This is a genomic window from Pseudomonas sp. EA_35y_Pfl2_R111, from assembly GCF_963970955.1.
In the GTDB taxonomy this organism is placed as follows: Bacteria; Pseudomonadota; Gammaproteobacteria; order Pseudomonadales; family Pseudomonadaceae; genus Aquipseudomonas.
Map to the genome: position 1 here is coordinate 141,338 of NZ_CAXAOM010000003.1, position 23,757 is coordinate 165,094.

The 23,757-nt window shown below is 60.9% G+C and carries 22 protein-coding genes; 14 read left to right on the forward strand and 8 right to left on the reverse strand.

Features of this window, described 5'->3' with window-relative positions; translation table 11 throughout:
- Nucleotides 1-2 precede the first annotated feature (2 nt).
- Nucleotides 3-2,378 carry a penicillin acylase family protein gene (locus tag AACY25_RS13580; protein WP_339525203.1) on the reverse strand — a complete coding sequence of 792 codons (2,376 nt, stop codon included), beginning with the start codon at nucleotides 2,376-2,378 and terminating at the stop codon, nucleotides 3-5.
- Nucleotides 2,379-2,492: 114 nt separating this feature from the next.
- Here AACY25_RS13580 and AACY25_RS13585 point away from each other — a divergent pair, with 114 nt between their 5' ends.
- Nucleotides 2,493-3,548, forward strand: a complete 1,056-nt coding sequence (locus tag AACY25_RS13585) for an AraC family transcriptional regulator (protein ID WP_339525205.1) — start codon at nucleotides 2,493-2,495, stop codon at nucleotides 3,546-3,548.
- 29 nt (nucleotides 3,549-3,577) lie between these two features.
- On the opposite strand, the gene AACY25_RS13590 is transcribed toward AACY25_RS13585, so the two are convergent.
- Nucleotides 3,578-4,186 carry a DUF6436 domain-containing protein gene (locus AACY25_RS13590; protein ID WP_339525207.1) on the reverse strand — a complete coding sequence of 203 codons (609 nt, stop codon included), beginning with the start codon at nucleotides 4,184-4,186 and terminating at the stop codon, nucleotides 3,578-3,580.
- Between the two features lie 85 nt (nucleotides 4,187-4,271).
- On the opposite strand from AACY25_RS13590, the gene AACY25_RS13595 reads away from it, so the two are divergent.
- Entirely contained in the window at nucleotides 4,272-5,204 is a 933-nt protein-coding gene (locus AACY25_RS13595) for an alpha/beta hydrolase (RefSeq protein WP_339525209.1), read from the forward strand.
- Here the strand turns inward: AACY25_RS13595 and AACY25_RS13600 are convergent, their stop codons facing one another.
- Complete coding sequence (locus AACY25_RS13600; protein ID WP_339525211.1) at nucleotides 5,205-5,972, reverse strand: hypothetical protein; 768 nt, start codon at nucleotides 5,970-5,972, stop codon at nucleotides 5,205-5,207.
- A gap of 167 nt (nucleotides 5,973-6,139) precedes the next feature.
- Between AACY25_RS13600 and AACY25_RS13605 the strand changes: the two genes are divergently transcribed.
- A complete protein-coding gene (locus AACY25_RS13605) occupies nucleotides 6,140-6,727 on the forward strand; it encodes a 2OG-Fe(II) oxygenase (protein ID WP_339525213.1) in 588 nt (195 codons plus the stop codon).
- Nucleotides 6,728-6,746: 19 nt separating this feature from the next.
- Here the strand turns inward: AACY25_RS13605 and AACY25_RS13610 are convergent, their stop codons facing one another.
- Nucleotides 6,747-7,304 (reverse strand): DUF6160 family protein, encoded by a 558-nt coding sequence (locus AACY25_RS13610; RefSeq protein ID WP_339525215.1) that lies wholly within the window; start codon nucleotides 7,302-7,304, stop codon nucleotides 6,747-6,749.
- Between the two features lie 221 nt (nucleotides 7,305-7,525).
- Between AACY25_RS13610 and AACY25_RS13615 the strand changes: the two genes are divergently transcribed.
- The gene (locus AACY25_RS13615) at nucleotides 7,526-8,023 is read left to right on the forward strand and encodes a DUF523 domain-containing protein (RefSeq protein WP_339525217.1); all 498 of its coding nucleotides are present in this window, start codon (nucleotides 7,526-7,528) and stop codon (nucleotides 8,021-8,023) included.
- 71 nt (nucleotides 8,024-8,094) lie between these two features.
- Here the strand turns inward: AACY25_RS13615 and serA are convergent, their stop codons facing one another.
- Nucleotides 8,095-9,324 carry a phosphoglycerate dehydrogenase gene (serA, locus tag AACY25_RS13620; RefSeq protein ID WP_339411488.1) on the reverse strand — a complete coding sequence of 410 codons (1,230 nt, stop codon included), beginning with the start codon at nucleotides 9,322-9,324 and terminating at the stop codon, nucleotides 8,095-8,097.
- A 185-nt stretch (nucleotides 9,325-9,509) separates the two neighbouring features.
- On the opposite strand from serA, the gene AACY25_RS13625 reads away from it, so the two are divergent.
- From AACY25_RS13625 to AACY25_RS13645, 5 genes are all read left to right on the forward strand, one after another.
- The gene (locus AACY25_RS13625) at nucleotides 9,510-10,904 is read left to right on the forward strand and encodes an FAD-binding oxidoreductase (RefSeq protein ID WP_339525219.1); all 1,395 of its coding nucleotides are present in this window, start codon (nucleotides 9,510-9,512) and stop codon (nucleotides 10,902-10,904) included.
- Between the two features lie 271 nt (nucleotides 10,905-11,175).
- On the forward strand, nucleotides 11,176-11,841 hold the full coding sequence (locus AACY25_RS13630) for a fumarylacetoacetate hydrolase family protein (protein ID WP_339525221.1): 666 nt from the start codon (nucleotides 11,176-11,178) through the stop codon (nucleotides 11,839-11,841).
- Between the two features lie 123 nt (nucleotides 11,842-11,964).
- Nucleotides 11,965-12,891 carry an SdiA-regulated domain-containing protein gene (locus AACY25_RS13635; protein ID WP_339525223.1) on the forward strand — a complete coding sequence of 309 codons (927 nt, stop codon included), beginning with the start codon at nucleotides 11,965-11,967 and terminating at the stop codon, nucleotides 12,889-12,891.
- 61 nt (nucleotides 12,892-12,952) lie between these two features.
- Nucleotides 12,953-13,300 carry a NirD/YgiW/YdeI family stress tolerance protein gene (locus AACY25_RS13640; protein WP_339525225.1) on the forward strand — a complete coding sequence of 116 codons (348 nt, stop codon included), beginning with the start codon at nucleotides 12,953-12,955 and terminating at the stop codon, nucleotides 13,298-13,300.
- A gap of 89 nt (nucleotides 13,301-13,389) precedes the next feature.
- Nucleotides 13,390-14,310, forward strand: coding sequence for an SdiA-regulated domain-containing protein (locus AACY25_RS13645; protein WP_339525227.1), 921 nt, complete (start codon nucleotides 13,390-13,392; stop codon nucleotides 14,308-14,310).
- Here the strand turns inward: AACY25_RS13645 and AACY25_RS13650 are convergent.
- Nucleotides 14,291-15,688 (reverse strand): NorM family multidrug efflux MATE transporter, encoded by a 1,398-nt coding sequence (locus AACY25_RS13650; protein WP_339525229.1) that lies wholly within the window; start codon nucleotides 15,686-15,688, stop codon nucleotides 14,291-14,293. The genes AACY25_RS13645 and AACY25_RS13650 overlap by 20 nt on opposite strands.
- Before the next feature lie 138 nt (nucleotides 15,689-15,826).
- Here AACY25_RS13650 and AACY25_RS13655 point away from each other — a divergent pair, with 138 nt between their 5' ends.
- Both AACY25_RS13655 and AACY25_RS13660 read left to right on the forward strand, forming a co-directional pair.
- On the forward strand, nucleotides 15,827-16,756 hold the full coding sequence (locus AACY25_RS13655) for a LysR substrate-binding domain-containing protein (protein WP_339525231.1): 930 nt from the start codon (nucleotides 15,827-15,829) through the stop codon (nucleotides 16,754-16,756).
- Nucleotides 16,757-17,096: 340 nt separating this feature from the next.
- Nucleotides 17,097-17,885, forward strand: a complete 789-nt coding sequence (locus AACY25_RS13660; protein WP_339525232.1) for a gamma-glutamyl-gamma-aminobutyrate hydrolase family protein — start codon at nucleotides 17,097-17,099, stop codon at nucleotides 17,883-17,885.
- Nucleotides 17,886-18,198: 313 nt separating this feature from the next.
- On the opposite strand, the gene AACY25_RS13665 is transcribed toward AACY25_RS13660, so the two are convergent.
- Both AACY25_RS13665 and AACY25_RS13670 read right to left on the reverse strand, forming a co-directional pair.
- Nucleotides 18,199-19,698: a YifB family Mg chelatase-like AAA ATPase gene (locus tag AACY25_RS13665; RefSeq protein WP_339525233.1), complete on the reverse strand. Its 1,500-nt coding sequence runs from the start codon at nucleotides 19,696-19,698 to the stop codon at nucleotides 18,199-18,201.
- A gap of 39 nt (nucleotides 19,699-19,737) precedes the next feature.
- Nucleotides 19,738-20,007: an accessory factor UbiK family protein gene (locus AACY25_RS13670; protein ID WP_339525234.1), complete on the reverse strand. Its 270-nt coding sequence runs from the start codon at nucleotides 20,005-20,007 to the stop codon at nucleotides 19,738-19,740.
- Between the two features lie 429 nt (nucleotides 20,008-20,436).
- Between AACY25_RS13670 and glnK the strand changes: the two genes are divergently transcribed.
- The 3 genes from glnK to AACY25_RS13685 all read left to right on the forward strand — a co-directional run bounded on the left by glnK (nucleotide 20,437) and on the right by AACY25_RS13685 (nucleotide 23,455).
- Nucleotides 20,437-20,775: a P-II family nitrogen regulator gene (glnK, locus tag AACY25_RS13675; RefSeq protein ID WP_021700071.1), complete on the forward strand. Its 339-nt coding sequence runs from the start codon at nucleotides 20,437-20,439 to the stop codon at nucleotides 20,773-20,775.
- Nucleotides 20,776-20,811: 36 nt separating this feature from the next.
- On the forward strand, nucleotides 20,812-22,125 hold the full coding sequence (locus AACY25_RS13680) for an ammonium transporter (RefSeq protein ID WP_339525235.1): 1,314 nt from the start codon (nucleotides 20,812-20,814) through the stop codon (nucleotides 22,123-22,125).
- A gap of 79 nt (nucleotides 22,126-22,204) precedes the next feature.
- On the forward strand, nucleotides 22,205-23,455 hold the full coding sequence (locus AACY25_RS13685; RefSeq protein ID WP_305592258.1) for an ammonium transporter: 1,251 nt from the start codon (nucleotides 22,205-22,207) through the stop codon (nucleotides 23,453-23,455).
- The last annotated feature ends 302 nt before the right edge of the window (nucleotides 23,456-23,757 follow it).

The following is a 23,757-nucleotide window of genomic DNA, read 5'->3' on the forward strand; positions in this document are numbered from 1 at the left end:
GCTTAGGGACGAAGAATCAGCTGGCTGCGGCTGTTGGCCTTGATCGCCTCGGCATCCAGGTGCATCGGCACGTACTCGCCGCGCATATAGGCGTCGGCCTGATCCTTGTAGTGCTTATCGAACAGCACGCCACTCTGCCCGACCGGGTTGATGCCCAGAGCTGTGCCGGCATCGGCCATATCGATTAGGCGGCGGGTCGAAGGGCCGTAAACCACTGACCAGGGCGCCGGGCCGACTGGTTGCGACAGGTTGTTCGGTGTTTCATGGCCGCCCGGTGCGGCGAATGGGCCGACGTTAAACAGCTTATCCAGTGGCTTCTGCTGGCCCAGCGGATGGCTGTGGGTCAGGGTATGCACGCTGCCCCAGGTCCATTGATTGGCATCGTCACCGAGTGTGCTGCGTAGGTGGGCGAGGCTGGCCTGCCAGGCAGCTTTGACGGTGTCCGCGCGGCTTTCCACGGCGTCGCTACCGCGCTTGTCCCACCACGGCGAGCTGGCATCGGCAGCCAGGCGCGGCAGGGCGCTGTCGAGCACGCGGGTTTGCAGCAGATTGGTGAAGAAGGCTTCACCCAGCTCATCAGCCATGGCCTCAAACGTCAGCTGATAGACCAACTGGTTAAACAGCGTGGCAGCAGTGGCGTCGAGCGTGTGTTGGCCATCCCAGTTCAGCAGTTGCTCGACCAGCGCCTGCTCTTCGCTGCCGTTGGCGGCGCCGCGCAGATCGGCGGCCAGCGGGGCAAGCAGGCGTTGCGGGTAGCCGGTGCCAGGGTCGAGTTGCAGGGCCTGGCTGTTGCTCAGGTCCCACTTCACGCTGTTGTCGCTAAGGCGCTCATCCAGGCGCTGGCCGCGATCGGCCAGGTTGTAGTAGCCGGGTATCTCCATGCCGGTCGGCGAGACGGGTTGGTAGTTGGCCGAGAGGATATAGCCGCGCGCCGGGTTCTCCTCCTGCGGGTTGGCGCTGAACGGGAAGTAGCCGTCTTTCTCCGCCTCGCCGTTGCTGCCGTCGAGGATAAAGCTCGGGTTGACGCCGGTCGGGCGGCGCGGCAGTTTCGCCGCCGCCCACCAGCCGATATCGCCCGTGGCATTGGCCCATACCACATTCAGTCCCGGCGCCTCGATATGCTCGACGGCGGAGCGGGCCTGATCCAGGCTGGCGGCGCGGTTGAGCTGATAGAAGCCATCGAGGATCGGGTTCTCTGTTTCGAGAAACGCCCACCACATGGCAATCGGCGTGCTGCCGACCGTTTCACCGAGGGCGCTGTTGATCAGCGGGCCGTGGGGTGAGCGGCGAATGGTCAGGCTGACCGGCGCGGCGTCTTTGACGCTGATCTGTTCGACGCGGCTTTGCAGCTCGACCCACTGGCCGCGGTACCAGACCTGGTTGGGGTTGTCCGGGTTGGTTTTCTCGGCGATCAGGTCGAGGTCGTCGTTCTGGAACATGGTCAGGCTCCAGGCGAACTCGCGATTATGGCCCAGCGAAGCCACCGGGTTGAGCGCCTGGTGATGGCCGTACAGGCTGAAGCCGGGGTAGCTCAGGTTGGCCTCGTACCACACCGACGGCACGGCGAAGCGGATATGCGGGTCGCCAGCCAGCAGCGGTTTGCCGCTGGCGGTGCGGCTGCCGGACACCGCCCAGGCGTTGCTGCCTTCGAACTGCGGCAGACCGGCATTCAGCAGCGCGGCGTGGCTGAGTTCGGCGATGGCGTTAAGGTCCTGCCAGTCGCCGGCGGCGAGGTTCTGTCCGACCACGCCCTGCGGGTGCCAGTCGAGGTCGAAGGCTTTGAGGTAGTCGGCGCCCAGCTGATCGCGGATATGCGTCAGCACCGGCTCGGTACGAAACGCCGCAGCAAAGCTGTAAGCCATATAGCCGGCGACGCTGAGGGTGTCGGCCGCAGTGAAGGGGCGCGTTTCGATGCCCAGTACATCGAACTCGATGGGGGCCGGGCGGCTGGCCTGGTACTGGTTGATGCCATCCAGATAGGCCTGCAGCGCCTGGCTCGCCGGGGTGTTCATGTCCATCTTCGCGGCGTAGCGGTCGGCGTGCTCGCGAATGCCCAGCGTGCGGAACAGGCGGTCGGTGTCGACCAGCTTGCTGCCGAGAATCTCCGCCAGCTCGCCACGGGCCAGGCGCCGCAGAATTTCCATCTGGAACAACCGATCCTGAGCGTGCACATAACCCAGGGCGCGGTACATATCGGCCTCATTCTGCGCCTGGATATGCGGCACGCCGCGCTCGTCGTAATCCACCGTGACCGGCGCCTGCAATGAACTCAGGCTTAGCTCGCCCGCGCGTTGCGGTTGCTTGCTGTCGATATACCAGTAAGCGCCGGCGGCAGTGGCGGCGACTATTACGGCAAGGACGGTCAGGGTGCGTTTCATGGGTTTTCCTTGTTATAGGTTTTATCAGCGCCGCCATTGTGCGGGCGGAATGTCGCGGCGGCATTGACCAAATACAGCAAGGATGAAAGTCTTTGGTCAATCAAAGAGGGCTGTATGAATCAGGACCCACATAACAGCATCGCCAGCGCGCTGACCCATTCCTCGACCCTGCGTCGCCTGCTGTACGAGGCACTGGCTGATCTAGGACTCGACCCGACCGACACCTATCGTAAGGCCTACCAGGGCTTGATGCTGGCGCCGCCGCTGCTCAATGCCCGTGAAGATCACGACAATGCGCCGCGCTTCTGGCAGGCACTGGCGGGCATCAGTGGTGATGTGGACATTGGCCTGCACCTCGGCGAAACCATGCAGCCACGGCCCCTGGATGTGGTCGGTTACCTGCTGCTGGCCAGCCGCGACCTCGGCCAGGCGCTGGAAAGCTTTGTGCGTTTTCAACACATCCTTTCTGGTGGCTTTGCCGCGCGCCTGGAGCTGGATGGCAAGCAGGCAAGACTGATCTTCGACCTCAACTACCGGGGCGTCGGCTCGCTGCGTCAGCAGATGGAATGTTTGGCGCTGCTGCTGCAGAAGATGCTCGCCAGCATCAATAACGACGGCCGCTTCCGCCTGACCGGGCTGGATTTCCGCCACCCCGCACCGCGCCGGCTGAGTGAGCATCGCCGCCTATTTGGCCTGTTGCCGCGCTTTGCCCAGGCGCATGACGCGCTGATCTTTCCGCGCGCCTGGCTGGGTCGGCCATCGCGCAGCGCCAACCCGCGGCTGTTCACAGTGCTTTGGGCCCAGGCCGAACTGGAGCTGGCGGAACTAGAGGAAAACCAGCTGCTCAACCGCGTGCGCTACTGGCTGGAAGTTAACCTCGGCGTACAGCTGTGTGATCTGCCCAGCTGCGCCACTGCGCTCGGTTACAGCGTCAGCGGCCTGCAGCGGGCGCTGGCCGAACAGCAGCAGAGCTTTCGCCAGCTGCATGATGAAGTGCGTCGTTTGCGCGCCCAGGCCCTGCTCGACAGCGGCCTGGCGATCCGCGAAGTGGCCCGCGCCTGCGGTTTTGCCGAGTTGTCGCCGTTCTACCGCGCGTTCAAGCGCTGGCAGGGCGAGACGCCGCAGGGCTTTCGCCGACAGTCGTTTGTGGGAATAACGGCGTCAGACTGATCTAGCCTTTCTACACAGGCCTGAAATACTCAGTTGCTTTGCCAATCGCAGAAACAGCCCACGGCGAGGGTATTGCTGGCGTTGACTGGGCGCTGCTCAATCAGCGCATCGAGAATCGGCTCGATAAAGCTGTTGCTGGAGGTGCATACGGCGCCTTCGCTGTAGGGGCCGAAGTAGGCCAATTGGCCGTTGCGGTCCCAGATCGCCACGGCCGGGCTGGCGGGGATCTGCGTGCTGCCTGGCAATGCAGCCAACGGTTGCAGGGCGCTGAGGGTGCTGGGCAGTTGGCCGCTGCTGCCGGGCTTTTGCACGGCATAAAAGCTCACACCCTGGGGGCCAAAGCGTTCGATCAGTTCGGCCAGGTGCTGCTGATTGCCGACATTGCACGGACAGGCCGGGTCCCAGAAGTGCACCAGGCGGATCGGCCCAGGGCCGGCCAGCTCATCCGGCAGGCGCAGCTGTTCGCCATAGAACAGCGCAGTCTGCTCGCTGAAACTGCGCAGATAGCGCGCTTCGTACCACCAATAGGCGGCGAGCATGGCGGCGGCCCAGAGCAGAATCAATAGACTGGCGAGTAGGGTCTTGCGTGTGGGTCGAGTCATGGGCAGTTTTCGGCAAACAGGCGCGCAGCTTGCCATGTCTGGCGCGACAGCAGAATATCCGCCTCTTCATCGCGCCGGCCCGGATGGCCTGTGACGACCCCGAGTGATTGATGGAAGCCTTATGCCTGATGCGTTTCAGCCGGAACATCTGATTGCCAGTCTGCGACCCTTGGCCGCAGCTGTTGTGCTGTCGTCTGCTGAACAGGCTTATCGCCGGTTCTATGGTTTTAGCGATGCGCTGGCCGTTCATAGTCGTATGGGCTTGTTGCCGGCGGGTGGTTATCAGATTGCAGTTCAGGCGTGGTGGCCAGAGCAGCCGCGCGCCACGTTGGTGTTGCTGCATGGTTATTACGACCATGTAGGCTTGTATCGCCATGTGATCGAGTGGGCGCTGGGGCAGGGCTTTGCTGTGCTGGCTTTCGATCTGCCGGGGCATGGCCTGTCCAGCGGCGCGCGTGCCAGCATCGGTGACTTTGCCGAGTACCAAACGGTGCTCCAGGCGCTGCTGGCTGAAGCCGCAGTGTTGGATCTACCGCAGCCCTGGCACCTGTGTGGGCAGAGCACCGGCGGTGCGATCATTCTTGATTACGTGTTGCGTGGTGAGCCTGTCGCGCCGATTGGCGAAATCATTCTGCTGGCCCCCTTGGTGCGCCCGCGAGCCTGGGGCTGGTCGCAGCTCAGTTATCGAATTATGAAGAGTTTTGTGAGCGAGATTCCCCGGCGTTTCAGCGTCAACTCAAGCGACGCCGCGTTTATCGACTTCGTCCATCACCACGACCCGCTGCAGCCACGCTGCCTGCCAACCGCTTGGGTGGGTGCGTTAAGCCAGTGGGTGCCGCGTATTGAGGCTGCGCCGCGGAGCTTGCGCAGCCCACTGATTGTGCAGGGGGGCGCGGACATGACTGTGGCCTGGCGGCACAACTTGAAGGTGTTGCAGGACAAGTTCGCCGAGCCGACGATCCTGATGCTGGACAGCGCTGGTCATCACCTGGCCAATGAAGCGCCGGCCTTGCGCCAGCGCTATCTTGAGTTTCTCAGCCAGCGGTTGAGCTGATTAGATCCCGCGTGGCGCCGGAGCCAGGCTGGCGTTGCTTTGGCCAACCGCCAGGCCGCTGCGAATTGCGGCCAGTGCGGCCTGGTAGTAGGCCTTGCCTGCGTCTGACTGGGCAAAACTGACAAATTCTTCCAGCTCCGGATCGCTCAGCTCGCGGTAAACGTGCAGCAGGGTGTTATCCAGATCAGCCCCGATCTGCTCCATCAGCCGCTGACGCTGGCCGTTGAGCATGGCCTGGGCGCTGTCGCCACCGAGCAGACCGGGGAGCATCTGACTGAGGCTGTCGGCGGCTACGCCGGCCAGCGCCAGGCTGACCTCGGCACCGGCTTCTTTGGCTGGCAGGGCTTGCGCCAGGTGGCGGATCAGCAGGCGGCGGGTGGCGCTGGCTTCACTGCGCGGCAGGCCATTGGCGTAACGCGCCAGTTGGTCGCTGCGGGTAGCGAGCAGTTCGGCATCGACAATCTTGCGGCCCAATGGCGACTGGAAAAACTGCAAGGGGCTGCTCGGCTCGTCGAGGTTGTCGCGCAGGCCTTGCTGGGCGCGCTGATCCACGGCGGCAGCGGCAAAGCGTTGATTGCTGTTATTCACCAATGCTTGATGCACCGCTGGCGGCAGGCTGCTGCGGTAGCGTTCCTGAGCGGCCTGCAGGGCATCACTGAAGTGCATGCGCTGCTGCGGCCAGCCGGCCGCCTGATACAGCTGCAGGTAATCATCCGCCAGGGCCGGCAGGCTGAGCAGCAGGGTCAGTACAACGGTAAGGGCGCGCATAGGGACTCCATTCAGGGGTGGCTATTTTCGGTGGGCAGCAGGGGGCTTGTCGAGGCCAGTAAGCGGCCTGCTAGAATCGCGATCCTGCGTCCATGCAGGTTCTCATTCCTTCGGGGCCATCATTGAACACCTGCTCAAGTAATACCCGGGGCGCCAGTGTGGCGCGCATGATCGATGATTTGGCCGAGCATGGCTGGTCACTGCAAAGACAATTCATTGCTCCACTTCTGACCTCCGAACTGGGCGAAGAGTGCCGTAAGCGTGCCGCTGCCGGCTTATTGGTGCAGGCGGGTATCGGCCGTGGTGCTCTGACGGTGGTGAGTGAGGGGCTACGCGGCGATCATATTCAGTGGCTTGATGCTGGGCAGAACGCCGCGTGCGATCAGTATTTGGCGGTTATGGATGAACTGCGCCAAGCCTTGAATCAAGAGCTGTTTATGGGGTTGGAGGATTTCGAAAGCCATTTCGCGTTGTATCCGCCCGGCGCCTATTACAAAAAACACCTGGACCGTTTTCGCGATGATGATCGCCGCGCGGTGTCGGCGGTGTTCTACCTCAACGAAGATTGGCAGGCCGAGCAGGGCGGCGCGCTGCGTTTGTATCTGCCGAATGGCGAGACTCGCGATGTGTTGCCCCAGGCGGGCAGTCTGCTGCTGTTTCTCTCCGCCGATATGCCCCACGAAGTATTGCCGGCGACGCGTGATCGACTGTCGTTGACCGGCTGGTTTCGCCGGCGGGGTAATGGGCCGCTGTAGCTGGTCTGTCAGACTGTTCTTAGTGGCCCCAGATTTTGAAGGTCCCGCGCAGATCGGTGATATCGCGCATCTCGATACTGCCCAGACGGCTTTCGCCCACGTACATATCGGCCGCTACCCGCACACGAATGCGTTGCGCCGGGATACCGCTGGCCACCAGCTGATCATTAATGGTGGTGAGGTCGGGTAGGGTCAGCTGCAACTGCTGTTTGCCGCTGGCATTGGTGACGATATCGATCTTCAGGGTAGGCAGGTTGACGCCGAATATTGGCAGGGTCAGCCCCAGTTGCGCGGCGCCGAAGGCAAAGCTGCCGCCGGAACCGTTCGGGCAGCTGGCCGGGGTGGTGCAGCCGTTGTCGATTTTTACATTGCGCAGCGACGCGCTGCCGCCGTCGTCATTCCAGCTGACCCGGTTGATGGTCGCCAGCACATCGGCGCGGATGCTGATGCCAGCCTGACCGCTGATCTCGCTTAGGCTTTGATTGTCCATCGGCAGAAGGGCGGCCTGGCTTGGCAGCGCATAGGCCACGAGACTTGCAATTAGTGATAGGGCGACGGTGCGAAATGGGCGATGCATGGGGCGTCCTCGACTAGAGTGCCGAGAGTCTGTGCCTGACATGGCCCGCGCGCCATTCGGCCAGGGCGCTTCCCGCCGAAGGATAGGTCGGCATTGCGCGCGAATGGCCTGGTCTGGGTGATGAGCTTGGCAATCTAGCCGCCAGCCCGTCCCTTTGATCGGCGGCCAGTAAGCGCAGTACCCTGGCGGTGTTACGGCGGGTGACTGAATGAGAGTGAGCGATGCAGAAGATTTTAGTGAGCCGTTGTTTGTTGGGTCAGCGCGTACGCTACGACGGCGGCGCTCATGGCCCGTTTACTGTGCTTGAGCGCTGGCAGCAGGAGGGCCGCATTGTGCCGTTGTGCCCTGAAGTCGCCGGTGGCCTGCCGACCCCGCGCGCGCCGGCAGAGATTGCTGGCGGTCAGGGTGCGCGGGTACTCGATGGGCAGCTGCCGGTGCTGACGGTGGACGGCGAGGATGTCACCGCGGCTTTTGTTGACGGCGCACAGCAGGCGCTGGCTTTGGTGGCGCAGCATGGCATCCGCATGGCGCTGCTCAAGGCACGCAGCCCGTCGTGTGGTAATCGGGAAAATTATGATGGCAGTTTTAGCGGCACCAAGGTCGCCGGTGAAGGCGTGACTGCTGCGGCCTTGCGCCGTGCTGGGGTGCGGGTGTTTAGTGAAGAGGAGCTACCGGCTGCGGAAGCGGCGTTGCTTACGCTGGAAGAGCAGTCGGTTTAAGGCAAAAACACTTAAATTTCGCGCATAAAAAAGGGAAGCCGAAGCTTCCCTTTTTCGTGTCGCGGCAGCGCTTAGAACAAGACGCGGCTGCGGATTGTGCCTTTAACGTGCTGCAGCTTCTCCAGCGCCAGGTCGGAGTAATCGGCGTCGACGTCGATTACCACGTAGCCGACCTTGTCGTTGGTCTGCAGGAACTGACCGGAGATGTTGATGCCGTTTTCGGCAAACACGTTGTTGATCTCGCTCATCACACCCGGGATGTTGGCGTGGATGTGCAGCAGACGGTGCTTGCCCGGGTGCGCCGGCAGGGCCACTTCGGGGAAGTTGACCGAGGACACCGATGTACCGTTGTCGCTGTACTTGACCAGTTTCTCGGCCACTTCCAGGCCGATGTTGGCCTGGGCTTCGGCAGTCGAGCCACCGATATGCGGAGTCAGAATCACGCGATCCAGGCCACGCAGTGGGCTTTCGAACTCTTCGTCGTTGGATTTTGGCTCGACTGGGAACACGTCGATGGCGGCGCCGATCAGGTGTTCGTCCTTGATCGCGGCGGCCAGGTGATCCAGCTCGACCACGGTGCCGCGTGCGGCGTTGATCAGGATGCCGCCCTTCTTCATCGCGCGGATTTCTTTCTCGCCGATCATCCACTGGGTGGATGGCAGTTCAGGCACGTGCAGCGACACGATGTCGCACATGCCCAGCAGGTCATGCAGCTTGGCGATCTGGGTGGCGTTGCCCAGCGGCAGCTTGGTCACGGTGTCGTAGAAGAACACCTGCATGCCCATGGCTTCGGCGAGGACCGAGAGCTGGGTGCCGATCGAGCCGTAACCGACGATACCTAGCTTCTTACCGCGGATTTCGAAGGAGTTGGCCGCCGATTTGATCCAGCCGCCACGGTGGCAGGAGGCGTTCTTCTCGGGGATGCCGCGCAGCAGCAGGATGGCCTGGGCCAATACCAGCTCGGCCACCGAGCGGGTGTTCGAATACGGTGCGTTGAACACGGCGATACCGCGCTCGCGGGCGGCGTCGAGGTCCACCTGGTTGGTGCCGATGCAGAAGCAACCGACGGCCACCAGCTTGTTCGCGCAGTCAAAGACTTCGGCAGTCAACTGGGTGCGCGAGCGGATACCGATAAAGTGCGCGTCGGCGATCTTTTCTTTCAGCTCATCGTCGGAGAGTGCGCCCTTGAGGTACTCGATGTTGGTGTAACCAGCGGCCTTCAGGGTATCCACTGCATTCTGGTGGACGCCTTCAAGAAGAAGGAACTTGATCTTGCTCTTGTCGAGAGAGGTCTTGCTCATCGGAGTACCTGTTGTCCCACAAATAGTGTCAGGGAAGAGGCCGAGCGCCGCCGGCCGCAGGCCGCAGATCGGCGCGGGGGCACGATTCACGGGGGGCGTATGCTAGCATACGAGCCCCGCGAAACACCTACCCTGGCAGATGAAGCGTGCTCAGGGTGACCATGAATCGTTTGAGAGTTCCGTAGATGACCAACCCTGCGCTGATCGAAGAGCTGAAGACCCTGGTTGAGCCCGGCAAGGTGCTGACCGATGCCGATTCCCTCAACGCCTACGGCAAAGACTGGACCAAGCATTTCGCCCCAGCACCGCTGGCGATTGCTTTTCCCAAGAGCATCGAGCAGGTCCAGGCCATCGTCCGCTGGGCCAATCAGCACAAGGTGGCGCTGGTGCCATCAGGTGGCCGTACTGGCCTGTCCGCTGGCGCAGTGGCGGCCAATGGCGAAGTGGTCGTCGCTTTCGACTATATGAACCAGATTCTCGACTTCAACGAATTTGATCGCACGGCCGTATGCCAGCCGGGTGTAGTGACCAAGCAGCTGCAGATGTTTGCTGAGGACAAGGGCCTGTACTACCCGGTGGATTTCGCATCGGCCGGTTCCAGTCAGATTGGCGGCAATATTGGCACCAATGCCGGCGGGATCAAGGTGATTCGCTACGGCATGACTCGCAACTGGGTGGCCGGGCTCAAGGTGGTCACCGGCACCGGCGAGCTTCTGGAGCTGAACAAGGACCTGATCAAGAACGCCACCGGCTATGACATGCGCCAGCTGTTTATCGGCGCCGAGGGCACCTTGGGCTTTGTGGTTGAAGCCACCATGCGCCTGGATCGTGCGCCGAAGAACCTCACCGCGATGGTGCTCGGCACCCCAGATTTCGACTCGATCATGCCGGTGCTACACGCCTTCCAGAACAAGCTGGACCTGACCGCGTTCGAGTTCTTCTCTGACAAGGCCCTGGCCAAGATCATGGCCCGTGGCGATGTGCCGGCAGCGTTTGAAACCGATTGCCCGTTCTACGCCCTGCTGGAATTCGAAGCCACCACCGAAGAAGTCGCCGAAGCGGCTCTCGCCACCTTCGAGCATTGCGTTGAACAAGGCTGGGTGCTGGACGGCGTGATGAGCCAGAGCGAGCAGCAGCTGCAGAACCTGTGGAAGCTGCGCGAGTACATCTCGGAAACCATCAGCCACTGGACACCGTACAAGAACGATATCTCGGTCACCGTCTCGAAAGTGCCAGCGTTTTTGCACGATATCGACCGCATCGTTGGCGAACACTACCCGGATTTTGAAATCGTCTGGTTCGGCCATATCGGCGACGGCAATTTGCACCTGAATATCTTGAAGCCGGAGAACCTGTCCAAGGACGAGTTCTTCGCCAAGTGCGCCACCGTCAACAAGTGGGTGTTCGAGACCGTGCAGAAATACAACGGCTCGATCAGCGCCGAACACGGTGTGGGCATGACCAAGCGTGATTATCTGACTTATAGCCGCTCGGAAGCCGAGATTGGCTATATGAAGGCAATCAAGGCGGTGTTCGACCCGAACGGGATTATGAACCCAGGCAAAATTTTCCCGCCCTGATAGCTACTGCGCTCGGACATGCTGCGTTGGCGAAGTCAGGAAAAATGCTCATTGGCACCAGCCAACTCCGCTTTTTCCCGACTCCGCCGCCTTGCCTGGCCTTCGCTCGTAACGCTTTCAGCAAGCTGATTAAGTCTTTGGTCGAAACGACAGCCCGCGATGATTCGCCCACTATGGGCGATCAACTATTCAGATCCTAGGGTGGCTTGTTCGCCCTACATAGCCTGCTCCCACAAAGAGCGGTGCAACGCATTCCCATAAGGAGTTGCTCATGAGCTACCAGCATCAGTATGTCGATGGCACCCATATCCATTTCCCCATGGGCAAGGTGGTGTGTATCGGCCGCAATTACGCCGAGCACGCCAAGGAACTGAACAACCCGGTGCCAACCGAACCGTTACTGTTTATCAAGGCGGGCAGTTGTGTGGTGCCGCTGGATGACGGCTTCACTCTGGTCGAGGGCAAGGGTGACGTGCATTACGAAGCGGAAATTGCCGTGCTGATCGGCAAGCCGCTGTCGCGTACGCCGAACGCCGAAGAAGTGCGTGATGCTATCTCCGGCTTCGCTCCGGCATTGGACCTGACCCTGCGTGACCTGCAGGCCACGCTCAAGGCCAAGGGTTACCCCTGGGAAACCGCCAAATCCTTCGACGGTGCCTGTGTGCTGGCACCGTTCGTACCGGGCGATGTCGTAGAAGACCTGACCGATATCGGCATCCGTCTCTCGATCAACGGCGAGCTGCGTCAGGACGGCAGCAGCCGTGACATGCTCAACCCGATTCTGCCGATGATCCAACATATCTGCGGCCACTTCAGCCTGCAGCCTGGCGATGTAATCCTTACCGGTACGCCAGTGGGGGTCGGCCCGCTGCACAAAGGCGACGAGCTGGTGCTGGAGCTGGTTGGCCACAGCCGCTTCGAGAGCCGCGCGCTCTAACCGTAACGCCTGAGTCGCCACCTTGGTAAAGGGCATCTGGAGGTGCCCGCGGACTGATGGCGTAACAGAAACTTAAGCGTTGCTCTCTAGTCTGATAGCCATCGTTCTTATTGGGTGTGTGCGATGTCGATCTGGATTTCTTGGTTGGCGCGTCTGCGCTGGCTAATTCTGCTGTTATTGCTTGTAGCCTGTGGATTGCTGGTCAGTTATAGCCACTGGGATGATCGCCTGTCCTTCTGGGTTCACGAACAGCGGGTGAGCGCTGCCGAACAGTCGCGCAGCATCTGGCTGCCGGGCTATAGGGCCGTATTACAGGGCAAGCCGTTGCAGGGGCTGGATGAGGTGTCGGGTCTCACCTACAGCGCCGCCAGCAATACCCTGTTTACCGTGACTGGCTACGATCCTCAACTGATCGAGTTGTCGCTTGACGGTCAGGTGATGCGGCGTATCGATCTGCATGGTTTTGCCAATCCAGAAGGCGTGGAAATGCTCACTGATGGGCGTTTGGCGATCATCGATGAGCGCAAGCATACCCTGACCACCTTCAAGCTGGACGCTCTAACCCGCAGTCTGGAATTTGCCGACTATCCCTCGTTTGATCTCGGCTTTGCAGGCGCAGGTAATAATGGCTTCGAGGGCATCGCCTGGGACTCGCGCAATAAGCGTGTATTGCTAGGCAAGGAGCGTGCGCCTTTAGGATTATTCAGCATGCCGTTCCCGGGTGAGGATGGGGCCGCAGGTACTTTGCAACCTCTGTCCTCGGAACGCTTGTTTCTGCGTGATATTTCCTCGCTGACCTACGACGCCCGAACTGGTAACTCCCTGGTGCTTTCTGATGAGTCGCGCTTGTTACTCGAAGTGGACGGCCGAGGTGAGCCGGTCAGTTTTATTAGCCTGGCCACGGGCATGAATGGCCTGCGCAGTGGTATCAAACAGGCCGAAGGGGTAACCATGGATGCGGCCGGCAACATCTATATCGTCAGTGAGCCCAACCTGTTCTACGTGTTGCGCAAGGAGCCGGTCGCTGAACAGCCTGCAGCTGCGGATTAAGCCTGGCTTCAGCTACGCCCTCTACTCTGGCTCCATCACCTACTGATTAGAGGGTTACCCCATGAAGCGTTTCACTTTGGCTCTGCTGCTGGTTCCACTGTTTTCCACTGCCGCGATGGCCACCGGTTACACCGGCCCAGGCGCCACCGCTCAGGTCACCACCGTGGCTGCTGCGCTGGATGCGGCCGACGATACACCGGTGGTGCTGCAAGGACAGATCGTCAAGCGTCTGCAGGATGAGCTGTATGAGTTCAAGGACGCCAGCGGCACCATCAATGTCGAGATCGACGATGAGCATTGGCCCGCTCAGGCTATTTCCGAAACGGCCAAGGTGAAAATCACCGGCGAGGTCGACCGCGATCTGACCAGTCGCGAAATCGATGTCGAGTACCTTGAGCTAGTCAAGTAAGCCGCATCCATCATCTGCCCGCGTCAGCCCGAAGCTCTGCTTCGGGCTGACGCCGTTGTGTCCCCCGTTATTGTTGAGAGTGAAGCGCCATGCGAGATCATTTAACCCTGAAGCGCCTGTTACTCAGCCTGGTTGCGCTGGCGTTGCTGCTGCTTGGCTTGGTCGGTCAGGAGTACCGTTTGTTTGAGCGGGCCTGGTTCAATGTGCAGCAATGGCAACATGCAGGCGACGGGCAGCAGGACTCCATGCGGCTGTCGGATTACCAGGTGGACCTTGAAGCTAAGGTGATCGAAGGGCTGGATAATGACGTTTCCGCGCTGACCTTCGACCCGGATCGCAATAGCCTGTTTACCGTGACCAACCAGAATCCGCAGTTGATTGAGCTATCGCTGGATGGCGAGCTGTTGAGGCGCATCGACCTGCATGGTTTTGGCGACGCCGAGGCGGTCGAATACATCAGCCCTGGCCTGTATGTAATCAGCGACGAACGCCAGCATCGTCTGATCAAAGTGCGGGTGGACGATGCCACCACTAAGCTGCATGCCGACCAGGCGCAGCAGTTCTCCCTGGGTATCGGCCTGAATGGCAACAAGGGCTTTGAGGGGTTGGCCTACGACTCTGTCGGCCAGCGCCTGTTTGTTGCCAAGGAGCGCGATCCGATGCGTATCTACGAGATTCACGGCTTCCCTCAGCGTGATCCGCAGCAACCCTTCGCGGTGCATGTGGTGGATGATCAGAAGCGCGATGCCGGGTTGTTTGTCCGCGATCTGTCCAGTCTGCAATTTGATGAGCGCAGCGGCCATCTGTTGGCGTTATCTGATGAGTCGCGGCTGGTGCTGGAGCTGAATATAAAGGGAAAGCCGATCAGCAGTTTGTCGCTGCTCGGTGGGCGCAATGGCCTCAAGCGCAGCGTGCCCCAGGGCGAGGGTATCGCCATGGATAACCAAGGCGTGCTCTATCTGGTCAGCGAGCCCAACCTGTTTTATCGCTTCAAGAAACCAGGCGTCTAGCGTGTGGAGTAAGCCCTGCGTCTGTCGGTTGCAGCAGGCGCGCGGTTTTCCACTCAAACCCCAGGGTCAGGCCGATGGCCGCGCAGGCCAGGCCCCCGGCTAAGCCCCACCATACGCCCTCAGCACCCCAGCCTAGGGGAAATGCCAACAGCCAGGCTAGCGGGGCGCCGACCGCCCAGTAGCAGCCGAGACCGACCCAGAAGGTGGTCTTGGCGTCCTTGAGGCCACGAATTGCGCCCATGGCGATGGTCTGGATACCGTCGAAGAACTCGAACCAGGCAGCAATCGCTAGCAGGGCCACGGCTAGGGCCACCACTTCGGCATAGGCGCTGTCGCTGTGGTCGAGAAACAGCCCGACTACCCAATGCGGCGCCAGCCAGAACAGGCAGGCAAAACCGAGCATGCACAGCGCGCCGAGGCCCAGACCCAAGCGACCGGCTTGGCGTGCCTGCAGCAGGCGGCCGGCACCAAAGTGCTGACCGATACGGAAGGTCACTGCGTAGGAAATCCCCACCGGCACCATAAACGCCACGTACACCGACATGATTGCGATCTGGTGTGCCGCCAGTTGCGTGCTGCCCAGTGCGCCCATGCACAGCGCGGCAAAGGCAAACAGGCCGGACTCCACCGCATAGGTGCCGCCAATCGGCAGGCCCAGGCGCAGCAGCTCTTTCAGCTCTGCCCAGACTGGCCGCAGCAGACCGCGCCATAGCGGGTAAGGGCCATAGGCGCTGTGGTGCAGCACATGCCAGGCCAGCAGCAGCGCCATGACATTCATCACCACGGCGGTGACCAGACCGATTCCGGCCAGGCCCAGCGGCGGCAGGCCGAACCAGCCCTTGATCAAGGCATAGTTGAGGACGAAGTTGGCCAGTGCCCCGCCAATGCTGATGGCCATTACCGGGCCAGGGCGGCCGATGGCACTGGTAAAGCCACGCAGCGCCATAAAACTCATATAGCCGGGCAGGGCAAACACCAGGGTGGAAAGAAACTGCATACCGCCGCTGACGTTCTCCGGTTTCTGCCCGAAATACAGCAGCGCCGGGCCCAGGTTCCACAGCGCCAGGCCGGCCAGTAGCGCTAAGCCCCAGCCGAGCCAAAGGCCGTTCTGCGTCAGTCGGGTAACGCCGGCGGCATCTTGCGCGCCATGACGGATCGCCACCAGGTTGCCGACCGAGGCAATCACTCCGACACAGAAGATCGACACAAAGGAATAGCTGGCCGCCCCCAGGCCGCCTGCCGCCAAGGTCGCGGGGCCAAGCAGGCCCATCATCACCGTGTCGGTAAACACCATCAGTACATGCGCCAGTTGCGCAGCAATCAGCGGCCCGGCGAGTTTCAGGATGGCGCGCAGTTCGCCACGAAGCGGATGCAGCATGATGAGTTCTACTCAGTTAGGAGGCTTGCCCAGGTGATCCGCGCAGGCAGAGAATGCGCCTATTCTCATAAGCCAGCCGCAGCAGCACAAAAGGATAATAGAGATGACAGGCATGACTATTACTCATGGACTGCAAGCATGAGCCAGCGCCTTCCGCCGCTCTATGCCCTACGCGCCTTCGAGGCGGCGGCGCGGCACAGCTCCTTTACCCGCGCCGCCGAAGAGCTGGCGATTACCCAGAGTGCGGTCAGCCGGCATGTGCGCACCCTGGAGGAGCACTTTGCCTGCCGCCTGTTCGAGCGCCGTGGCCGCAGCCTGCAACTCACCGAGACGGCGCGTATGTTGCTGCCGGGCCTGCGCGATGGTTTCGAGGCGTTGGAGCGCGCGTGCAATACTCTGCGCGTCGACGATACGGTGCTGCGCCTGAAGGCCCCGTCTACCCTGACCATGCGTTGGTTGCTGGCGCGCCTGTCACGCTATCGCCTGATCAGCGCCAGTGAGGTGCAACTGACCAGCGCCTGGATGGACGTGGACAAGGTGGACTTTCTGCATGAGCCCTTCGACTGCGCCGTGCTGCTCAGCCAGGGCGACTTCCCGGAGGAATGGGAGAGCACCGAGCTGTTCGCCGAATGGCTGATTCCGGTGTGCGCCCCCGAGGCTTTGAGTGAGCAAGCCTGGGATCTGCCGCGCTTGCAGGCCGCCGAGCTGCTGCATCCCACTCCGGATCGCCGCGACTGGCGGCAGTGGTTGCAGGCCATGGGCCTGGCGGATCAGGTGCCGCTCAAGGGCGGCCAGGTGTTCGACACCTTGGAGCTGGGCATGGTCGCTGCGGCGCGTGGCTATGGTGTGTCGATTGGCGATCTGGTAATGGTCGCCGAGGATGTCGCCCAAGGCCGCCTTGGCCTGCCCTGGCCCAGTGCGGTGCCCAGTGGCTGCAGCTACTACCTGGTATGGCCAAAGGCGCGCCGAGGTCAGGAGCGTTTCCGTCGTTTGCGCGATTATCTGGTGGCGGATGTGGCGGCGATGCAGCTGCCTGCGGTTGAGCGGGTGGAGGATCTGGCGCGTTAGCAGCAGGCCGTATATGGCGTAAAAAATATTGGACTATCATTTGACGGCTTTGTCTGGTTAGTTCTTTTAAAACATAGGGTTGCTTCGTTTTCTAAGCTGGGTTGCCTGCTGTTGTCGGCCTGATTTCTTAACAATATGAGTGTAATTGTTTGACATATTTTACGGCTTTGGCAGACTGGCTTCCGGGTTGTGACTGCCAGATGAGCGTTTCTTGCGCATCTGATGCCGCTGCGGCGGTGATCTAGACAGGCGCAATCAGCCGTAAAACAGAAGGCGCGCGACAGCCGTCAGCCCTTCTGCACAACAACGGTAGCCAATCTCGGCTGCCCCAAGGTGATGTATGTCCAACAACAATACGAAACAGCGCTCCGGCGCGCGTAAACCGGTTGTCCTGATGTCCATGGGCGCTCAAGAGCGCAAAGGGCATGCCTATCAAGTCATGACCCACAAATACATAACTCCCCTGGTCGAACTGTCTGGCTGCGTACCGCTGCTGGCGCCAAGTTGCTGTGGTGTCGATGACATTGAGCAGTATCTGTCGATGGTCGACGGCGTGTACCTGACCGGTGCTGGCAGCAATATCGACCCGGCCCTTTACGGCCAGGAAAACCTGACCCCGACGAAGGGCCAGGATCAGGATCGTGATCTGTTCGATATCCCGCTGATTCGTGCTGCACTGGCCCGTGGTCTGCCGCTGTTCGCGATCTGCCGCGGTATGCAGGAAATCAACGTGGCCCTGGGCGGCGATATCCACCAGAAGGTTTACGAAGTCCCGGGCATGAATGACCACCGCGAAGACACTAGTGCGCCGGTGGATGTGCAATATGCAGACAGCCACAGCGTGCGTGCGCTGCCGGGCAGCTGGTTTGCCGAGCTGGTGGGCGAGGCCGAGTTTCCGGTCAACTCGCTGCACGGTCAGGCAGTTGACCAACTGGGCGAGGGTGTTGAAGCCCTCGCCCATGCCGAAGATGGCTTAATCGAAGCGATTCACCTGCCAGGCGCTGAGCAGTTCACCCTGGCGGTGCAATGGCACCCCGAGTGGCAGGCCGCGCAGAACCCGCACTCGGTGAAAATCTTCAAGGCATTCGGTGAGGCCTGTCGTGAGCAGGTAGCCCGCCGCGACCAGTAAGAGCCTGTTTACGATCTGCTGCGCGTCGGCCCTGCTGCGTTAGAAACAGGCTCAACAAGTCGCTTGCGGCTAACGCGCTTTAGCGCGGCCCGAAGGGCGAGTGGAACGAGTAATGCTCATGTACTGCTCGTACACTCCGCTTGATTCGCTGCGCTCACCCTACGGGCCAGCCGTTGGCTGTTACTCCGCTGCGCTGCGTTTCTCGCCTGTTTCTGCCTTGCATGGCTCTAGCTCGCGAGATCGTAAAAAGACTCTACGAGCTATAGCCCCATATAAAGAAGCCCCGCATGCGGGGCTTCTTTATGGGCGTTATTCAGGCGCCGCTAATGCTGGGGCGGTACTGCAAGGCTTCACCCAGGTGGCTGCGGCTGATATGCGCGGCGCTGTCTAAATCGGCCAGGGTGCGCGCCACCTTTAATACCCGGTGCGCTGCACGCAGGCTCAGGCCGAGGCGTTCGCAGGCATTTTCCAGCCACTGACGGTCTTCGCCTTGCAGGCTGCAATGCTGTTGCACGCCGTTAAGATCCAGATGGGCATTGGCGCAGCCCTGGCGAGCCAGTTGCTGCTGGCGCGCCTGTACGACTTGGGCGGCCAATTCAGTGCTGTTTGGGCCGGGTTCGGCGTTGGCGTCAAGCCGGGTGGTTTCCCGCGGCACACTGAGGTGCAGGTCGATGCGATCGAGCAAAGGGCCGGAGAGTTTGCTGCGGTAGCGCTGAATCTGCTCGGTGGAACAGCGGCAGCGCCCGGACGGGTCGCCCAGATGCCCGCAGGGGCAGGGGTTCATCGCCGCGACCAGTTGAAAACGCGCGGGAAAACGCACCTTGTCGCGAGCACGGGCAATCACGATCTGCCCACTTTCCAGGGGCTCACGCAGCACTTCCAGGACCTTGCGATCAAACTCGGGAAGCTCATCGAGGAACAAAATTCCGTGATGAGCCAAGGTTATTTCGCCAGGTTGCGGGCGACTGCCCCCGCCGACCAGCGCCGGGCCGGATGCACTGTGATGAGGCGTTCTAAAAGGTCTTTGCGGCCAGGCGCTTAGCGGCGTGTGACTGGCCACGGAATGAATCGCCGCTACTTCCAGCGCTTCCTGTTCATCCAGTGGTGGCAGCAGGCCCGGCAGGCGGCTGGCCAGCAGGGTTTTGCCGGTGCCGGGCGGGCCGGTAAACAGCAGATTGTGCGAACCGGCCGCCGCTACCAGCAGTGCGCGTTTGGCGGCGATCTGCCCCTGCACTTCAGCCAGGTCGGGGTAGGGCAGTACTTGGCGCAGCAGGCCTTGAGCCTGATACGGCGCAAGCGGCGTCTGGCCGTTGAGATGGGCGGCGACTCCCAATAAATGTTCGACGGCTATCACTGTCAGCCCCGACGCCAGGCTAGCTTCTTCGGCATTGGCCTTGGGCACCACTAAGGTGCGTCCGGCGGCGCGAGCGGCCAGTGCAGCAGGTAATACGCCCTGTACTGGGCGAATCGCCCCGGAGAGCGCCAGTTCGCCCAGGCATTCGAGGTGTTCCAGCGCGCTGGCTGGCACCTGGCCGCTGGCGGCGAGGATGCCCAGGGCAATTGCCAGGTCGAAACGCCCACCGTCCTTGGGTAAATCAGCAGGCGCCAAATTTAAAGTGATGCGTCTGGGCGGAAAGTCGAAGGCGCAGTTGAGAATGGCGCTGCGCACGCGGTCCTTGCTTTCCTTGACCGCGGTTTCCGGCAGGCCGACCAGGGCCAGTGAAGGCAGGCCGTTGGCCAGATGGGCTTCAACGGTGACGGCGGGGGCTTCAACACCCACCTGGGCGCGGCTGTGGACTATAGCCAGGGACATCGATCACTCCTTGATCGGCTGATGCATCCGCTGCGGACGTTACTCGCTGGTGGTTGGGGTGTCTGTGCTGCGCGCTTCCATCTCGGCCACTTTGGCCTCTAACGCTTCCAGGCGGGCGCGGGTGCGGGCGAGTACGACCATCTGGCTGTCGAACTCGTCGCGACTGACCAGATCGAGTTTGCTGAAGGCGCTTTGCAGCAGCACCTTGAACTGCGCTTCAAATTCACCGCGCGGCAAGGGCGTGTCACCGTTGAACAGGCGCGAGGCGTGGGTGGTTAGGGCGTCTAATAGGGCTTTAGGTGGCAGCATGTTGAGGTTCCGTTTGCAGGTGGCGGCAGTGTAGCACGCAGCTTTATCCGGCTTGCCGAGGGCGCCTCTGGCGCAGGATCAATGCGGGTTGCACAGTTTTCGCGCGCTGCCTGGCCGGTTGCTGCACCGTTGTTGTGCGCTGGCTGTTGGCTATTACCGGGCTAAAACGCCCGTTTACCGGGTAACTGCATGAAATAAATCGGTTTTGGCGGTTCTGGCAAGCTTTCTGCTTTGTCTCTTGCGACGCATGCACCGATGCAGTTCCGGTGCGTCAGGCGAAGCGGGGAAGTGTTTCGTCGGGAGCGGTTGGTGAGCATCGGTGCCGCTGGGTCAGGGCTGCGATGCATTACAAAAGCCAGGCACTGCGCTTAGACTTGGGCCGGGTTCGTAATTCCTGGGGCAAGTCCACCATACACGGGAGAGAGTTACATGAAGCTAGTCACTGCCATCATCAAGCCGTTCAAGCTGGACGACGTCCGTGAGTCACTGTCGGAGATCGGCGTGCAGGGCATCACTGTCACTGAAGTCAAAGGCTTTGGTCGCCAGAAGGGCCATACCGAGCTGTACCGCGGCGCTGAGTACGTGGTCGATTTCTTGCCAAAAGTGAAAATCGACGTGGCCATCGCTGACGATCAACTCGATCGCGTGATTGAGGCCATCACCAAGGCTGCTAACACCGGCAAGATCGGTGACGGCAAAATTTTCGTTGTAAACCTGGAACAGGCGATCCGCATCCGTACCGGCGAAACCGGCACCGACGCAGTTTAAGCCTCCGAACGAACCCCACGCCCCAGGAGTTAAACCATGACTCTGCGAAAAATCGCAGGGCTAGGAGCCCTTTTGTCTCTCGTTCCTGGCTTTGCCATGGCCGAAGAGGCAAGCCTGAACAGCGGCGACACCGCTTGGATGTTGGTCGCCACTGTACTGGTGCTGTTTATGACCATCCCTGGTCTGGCGCTTTTCTACGCCGGCATGGTGCGTTCGAAGAACGTGCTGTCGGTGTTGATGCAGTGTTTTGCAGTAACCGGGTTGATCAGCATTCTGTGGGTCGTCTACGGCTACAGCCTGGCCTTTGATACCACTGGCATGGAGCAGGGAGTCGTCAACTTCAACTCCTTTGTCGGCGGTTTCTCTAAAGCCTTCCTATCTGGTTTGACCCTGGACAGCCTGGTGGCTGGAGTTCCGGAGAGTGTCTTCATCACTTTTCAGATGACCTTCGCCATCATTACCCCCGCGTTGATTGTCGGTGCCTTTGCCGAACGCATGAAGTTCTCAGCGATGCTGATCTTCATGGCGGTGTGGTTCACCCTGGTTTATGCGCCTATCGCGCACATGGTCTGGGGCGGCGACGGTGCCCTGATGTGGGACTGGGGCGTGCTCGACTTCGCGGGCGGCACTGTGGTGCACATCAACGCCGGTATCGCCGGCCTGGTGGCCTGTCTGGTGCTGGGCAAACGCAAGGGCTTTCCAACGACTGCCATGCCGCCGCACAACCTTGGCTACACCCTGATCGGCGCAAGCATGCTCTGGGTCGGCTGGTTCGGCTTCAACGCAGGTTCTGCGCTGGCAGCCAACGGCAGCGCCGGTATGGCCATGCTGGTAACCCAGATTGCCACCGCTACAGCGGCGCTGAGCTGGATGTTCGCCGAGTGGATCACGCACCGCAAACCAAGCGTTCTGGGCATTGCCTCGGGTGCTGTGGCGGGTCTGGTGGCGATCACTCCGGCGTCCGGTACTGCGGGGCCGATGGGCGCTCTGGCGATTGGTCTGGCAAGTGGGGCGATCTGCTTCTTCTGCGCCACCAGCCTGAAACGCAAGCTGGGTTATGACGATTCCCTCGACGTGTTCGGCGTGCATGCCGTGGGCGGCATTGTCGGTGCCATTCTCACCGGGGCGTTCGCCGCACCGGCCTTGGGTGGCTTCGGCACGGTGGAAGATATTCCGGCGCAGTTGTGGATCCAGTTCGAGGGGGTGGCCTTCACAGTGGTGTACACCGCGGTGGTGACCTTCGTGATTCTGAAAGTGATCGACCTAGTAATGGGCCTGCGTGTCAGCGAAGAGGAAGAGACCATCGGTCTCGATCTCGCCCTGCATAACGAGCGCGGCTACAACCTGTAAGCACACGGAGCGCGTCCGGAGCCAACCCCGGACGTCTTAACCGAATAGCGCTAAAAAGCGCAACGGCAAGAGGTGAACCATGGACAACACAGCATTGACTGCACTGCAGTACGGTTTTGATACCTTCTACTTTTTGGTTTGCGGCGCCCTGGTGATGTGGATGGCAGCGGGTTTTGCCATGCTCGAGTCCGGTCTGGTGCGAGCCAAGAACACCACTGAAATTCTCACCAAGAACATCGCCCTGTACGCAGTGGCGAGCATCATGTACCTGGTGATCGGCTACCACATCATGTACTCCAGCCCGGAAGGCGGCATCCTGCCGAGCCTGGGTTTCCTGCTGGGCGAAGAGAACAGCGTTGAGTCGGTTCTGGCCGGCGGTGACGATGCCCCTTACTACTCGGCGCGTTCGGACTTCTTCTTCCAGGTGGTGTTTGCCGCGACCTGCATGTCGATCGTTTCTGGTGCCGTTGCTGAGCGCATGAAGCTGTTTGCCTTCCTGGCTTTCGCCGTGGTCATGACCGGTTTCATCTACCCGGTACAGGGCTTCTGGAAATGGGGTTCGGGCTTCCTTAACGAAGCTGGCTTCCTCGACTTCGCAGGTTCCGGTGTAGTGCACATGGCTGGCGCTACTGCTGCTCTGGCTGGTGTACTGCTGCTCGGCGCCCGTAAAGGCAAGTACGGCCCGAATGGTCAGGTCAACGCCATTCCGGGTGCCAACCTGCCGATGGCAGCACTGGGTACCTTCATCCTGTGGATGGGCTGGTTCGGCTTCAACGGTGGCTCGCAGCTGAAGATGAGCACCATCGAAGACGCCAACGCCGTGGCCAACGTGTTTGTTAACACCAACATGGCGGCTGCCGGTGGTTTGATCGCTGCCCTGATCGTGGCGCGCATCCTGTTCGGCAAGGCTGACCTGACCATGGCCCTCAACGGTGCTTTGGCTGGCTTGGTGGCAATCACTGCCGAACCGCTGACCCCAACTGCCCTGCAAGCAACTCTGATCGGTGGCGTGGGTGGCGTGCTGGTAGTGTTCTCGATCCTCGGTCTGGACAAGCTCAAGCTCGACGATCCAGTCGGTGCCATCTCCGTTCACGGTGTGGTCGGTATCTGGGGCCTGCTGGCTGTCTGTCTGACCAATAGCGACGCCACCATTGGCGCACAGCTGCTGGGTATCGGCGCGATCTTCGCCTGGGTCTTCGTGGCCAGCCTGATCGTCTGGTCCATCATCAAACTGGTGATCGGCCTGCGCGTTACCGAGGAAGAAGAGTACGAAGGCGTGGACATCGCCGAATGCGGTATGGAAGCCTACCCGGAATTCACCAAGCGTTGATTTCCTCTGCTTTCAACAAGGGCGCCTAAGGGCGCCCTTTTTTATAGCCTGCCATCCCTGGCGGCCACCCTCCGGGCCGTCGCTGCGCGACGTTAAAAATTGCTCCAGGCAATTTTTTCTGAGCCCCCATTAAAGGTTGTGGCTTTTCAGCATGTGTGCGGTTGTGATGGAGCGGCAACAGACCCTAGAATGCGCGCCGTTGAGCGCAATTTGCCGATGAGCAGCGCTCAGACCAAGGCAAGGCCACTGGATTTTTTATCAGCGACGTTAGAAAGCTGACGCAGCTGGGCTATAACTACTCT

Coding starts and splice junctions, on each gene's coding strand:
- AACY25_RS13580 (WP_339525203.1), bottom strand. CDS start 2,378: ATGAAACGCACCCTGACCGTCCTTGCCGTAATAGTCGCCGCCACTGCC.
- AACY25_RS13590 (WP_339525207.1), bottom strand. CDS start 4,186: ATGGCAAGCTGCGCGCCTGTTTGCCGAAAACTGCCCATGACTCGACCC.
- AACY25_RS13585 (WP_339525205.1), top strand. CDS start 2,493: ATGAATCAGGACCCACATAACAGCATCGCCAGCGCGCTGACCCATTCC.
- AACY25_RS13645 (WP_339525227.1), top strand. CDS start 13,390: ATGCGAGATCATTTAACCCTGAAGCGCCTGTTACTCAGCCTGGTTGCG.
- AACY25_RS13650 (WP_339525229.1), bottom strand. CDS start 15,688: ATGCTGCATCCGCTTCGTGGCGAACTGCGCGCCATCCTGAAACTCGCC.
- AACY25_RS13605 (WP_339525213.1), top strand. CDS start 6,140: ATGATCGATGATTTGGCCGAGCATGGCTGGTCACTGCAAAGACAATTC.
- AACY25_RS13680 (WP_339525235.1), top strand. CDS start 20,812: ATGACTCTGCGAAAAATCGCAGGGCTAGGAGCCCTTTTGTCTCTCGTT.
- AACY25_RS13610 (WP_339525215.1), bottom strand. CDS start 7,304: ATGCATCGCCCATTTCGCACCGTCGCCCTATCACTAATTGCAAGTCTC.
- AACY25_RS13640 (WP_339525225.1), top strand. CDS start 12,953: ATGAAGCGTTTCACTTTGGCTCTGCTGCTGGTTCCACTGTTTTCCACT.
- AACY25_RS13670 (WP_339525234.1), bottom strand. CDS start 20,007: ATGCTGCCACCTAAAGCCCTATTAGACGCCCTAACCACCCACGCCTCG.
- AACY25_RS13625 (WP_339525219.1), top strand. CDS start 9,510: ATGACCAACCCTGCGCTGATCGAAGAGCTGAAGACCCTGGTTGAGCCC.
- AACY25_RS13615 (WP_339525217.1), top strand. CDS start 7,526: ATGCAGAAGATTTTAGTGAGCCGTTGTTTGTTGGGTCAGCGCGTACGC.
- AACY25_RS13665 (WP_339525233.1), bottom strand. CDS start 19,698: ATGTCCCTGGCTATAGTCCACAGCCGCGCCCAGGTGGGTGTTGAAGCC.
- AACY25_RS13600 (WP_339525211.1), bottom strand. CDS start 5,972: ATGCGCGCCCTTACCGTTGTACTGACCCTGCTGCTCAGCCTGCCGGCC.
- AACY25_RS13685 (WP_305592258.1), top strand. CDS start 22,205: ATGGACAACACAGCATTGACTGCACTGCAGTACGGTTTTGATACCTTC.
- AACY25_RS13655 (WP_339525231.1), top strand. CDS start 15,827: ATGAGCCAGCGCCTTCCGCCGCTCTATGCCCTACGCGCCTTCGAGGCG.
- AACY25_RS13660 (WP_339525232.1), top strand. CDS start 17,097: ATGTCCAACAACAATACGAAACAGCGCTCCGGCGCGCGTAAACCGGTT.
- AACY25_RS13635 (WP_339525223.1), top strand. CDS start 11,965: ATGTCGATCTGGATTTCTTGGTTGGCGCGTCTGCGCTGGCTAATTCTG.
- AACY25_RS13630 (WP_339525221.1), top strand. CDS start 11,176: ATGAGCTACCAGCATCAGTATGTCGATGGCACCCATATCCATTTCCCC.
- serA (WP_339411488.1), bottom strand. CDS start 9,324: ATGAGCAAGACCTCTCTCGACAAGAGCAAGATCAAGTTCCTTCTTCTT.
- glnK (WP_021700071.1), top strand. CDS start 20,437: ATGAAGCTAGTCACTGCCATCATCAAGCCGTTCAAGCTGGACGACGTC.
- AACY25_RS13595 (WP_339525209.1), top strand. CDS start 4,272: ATGCCTGATGCGTTTCAGCCGGAACATCTGATTGCCAGTCTGCGACCC.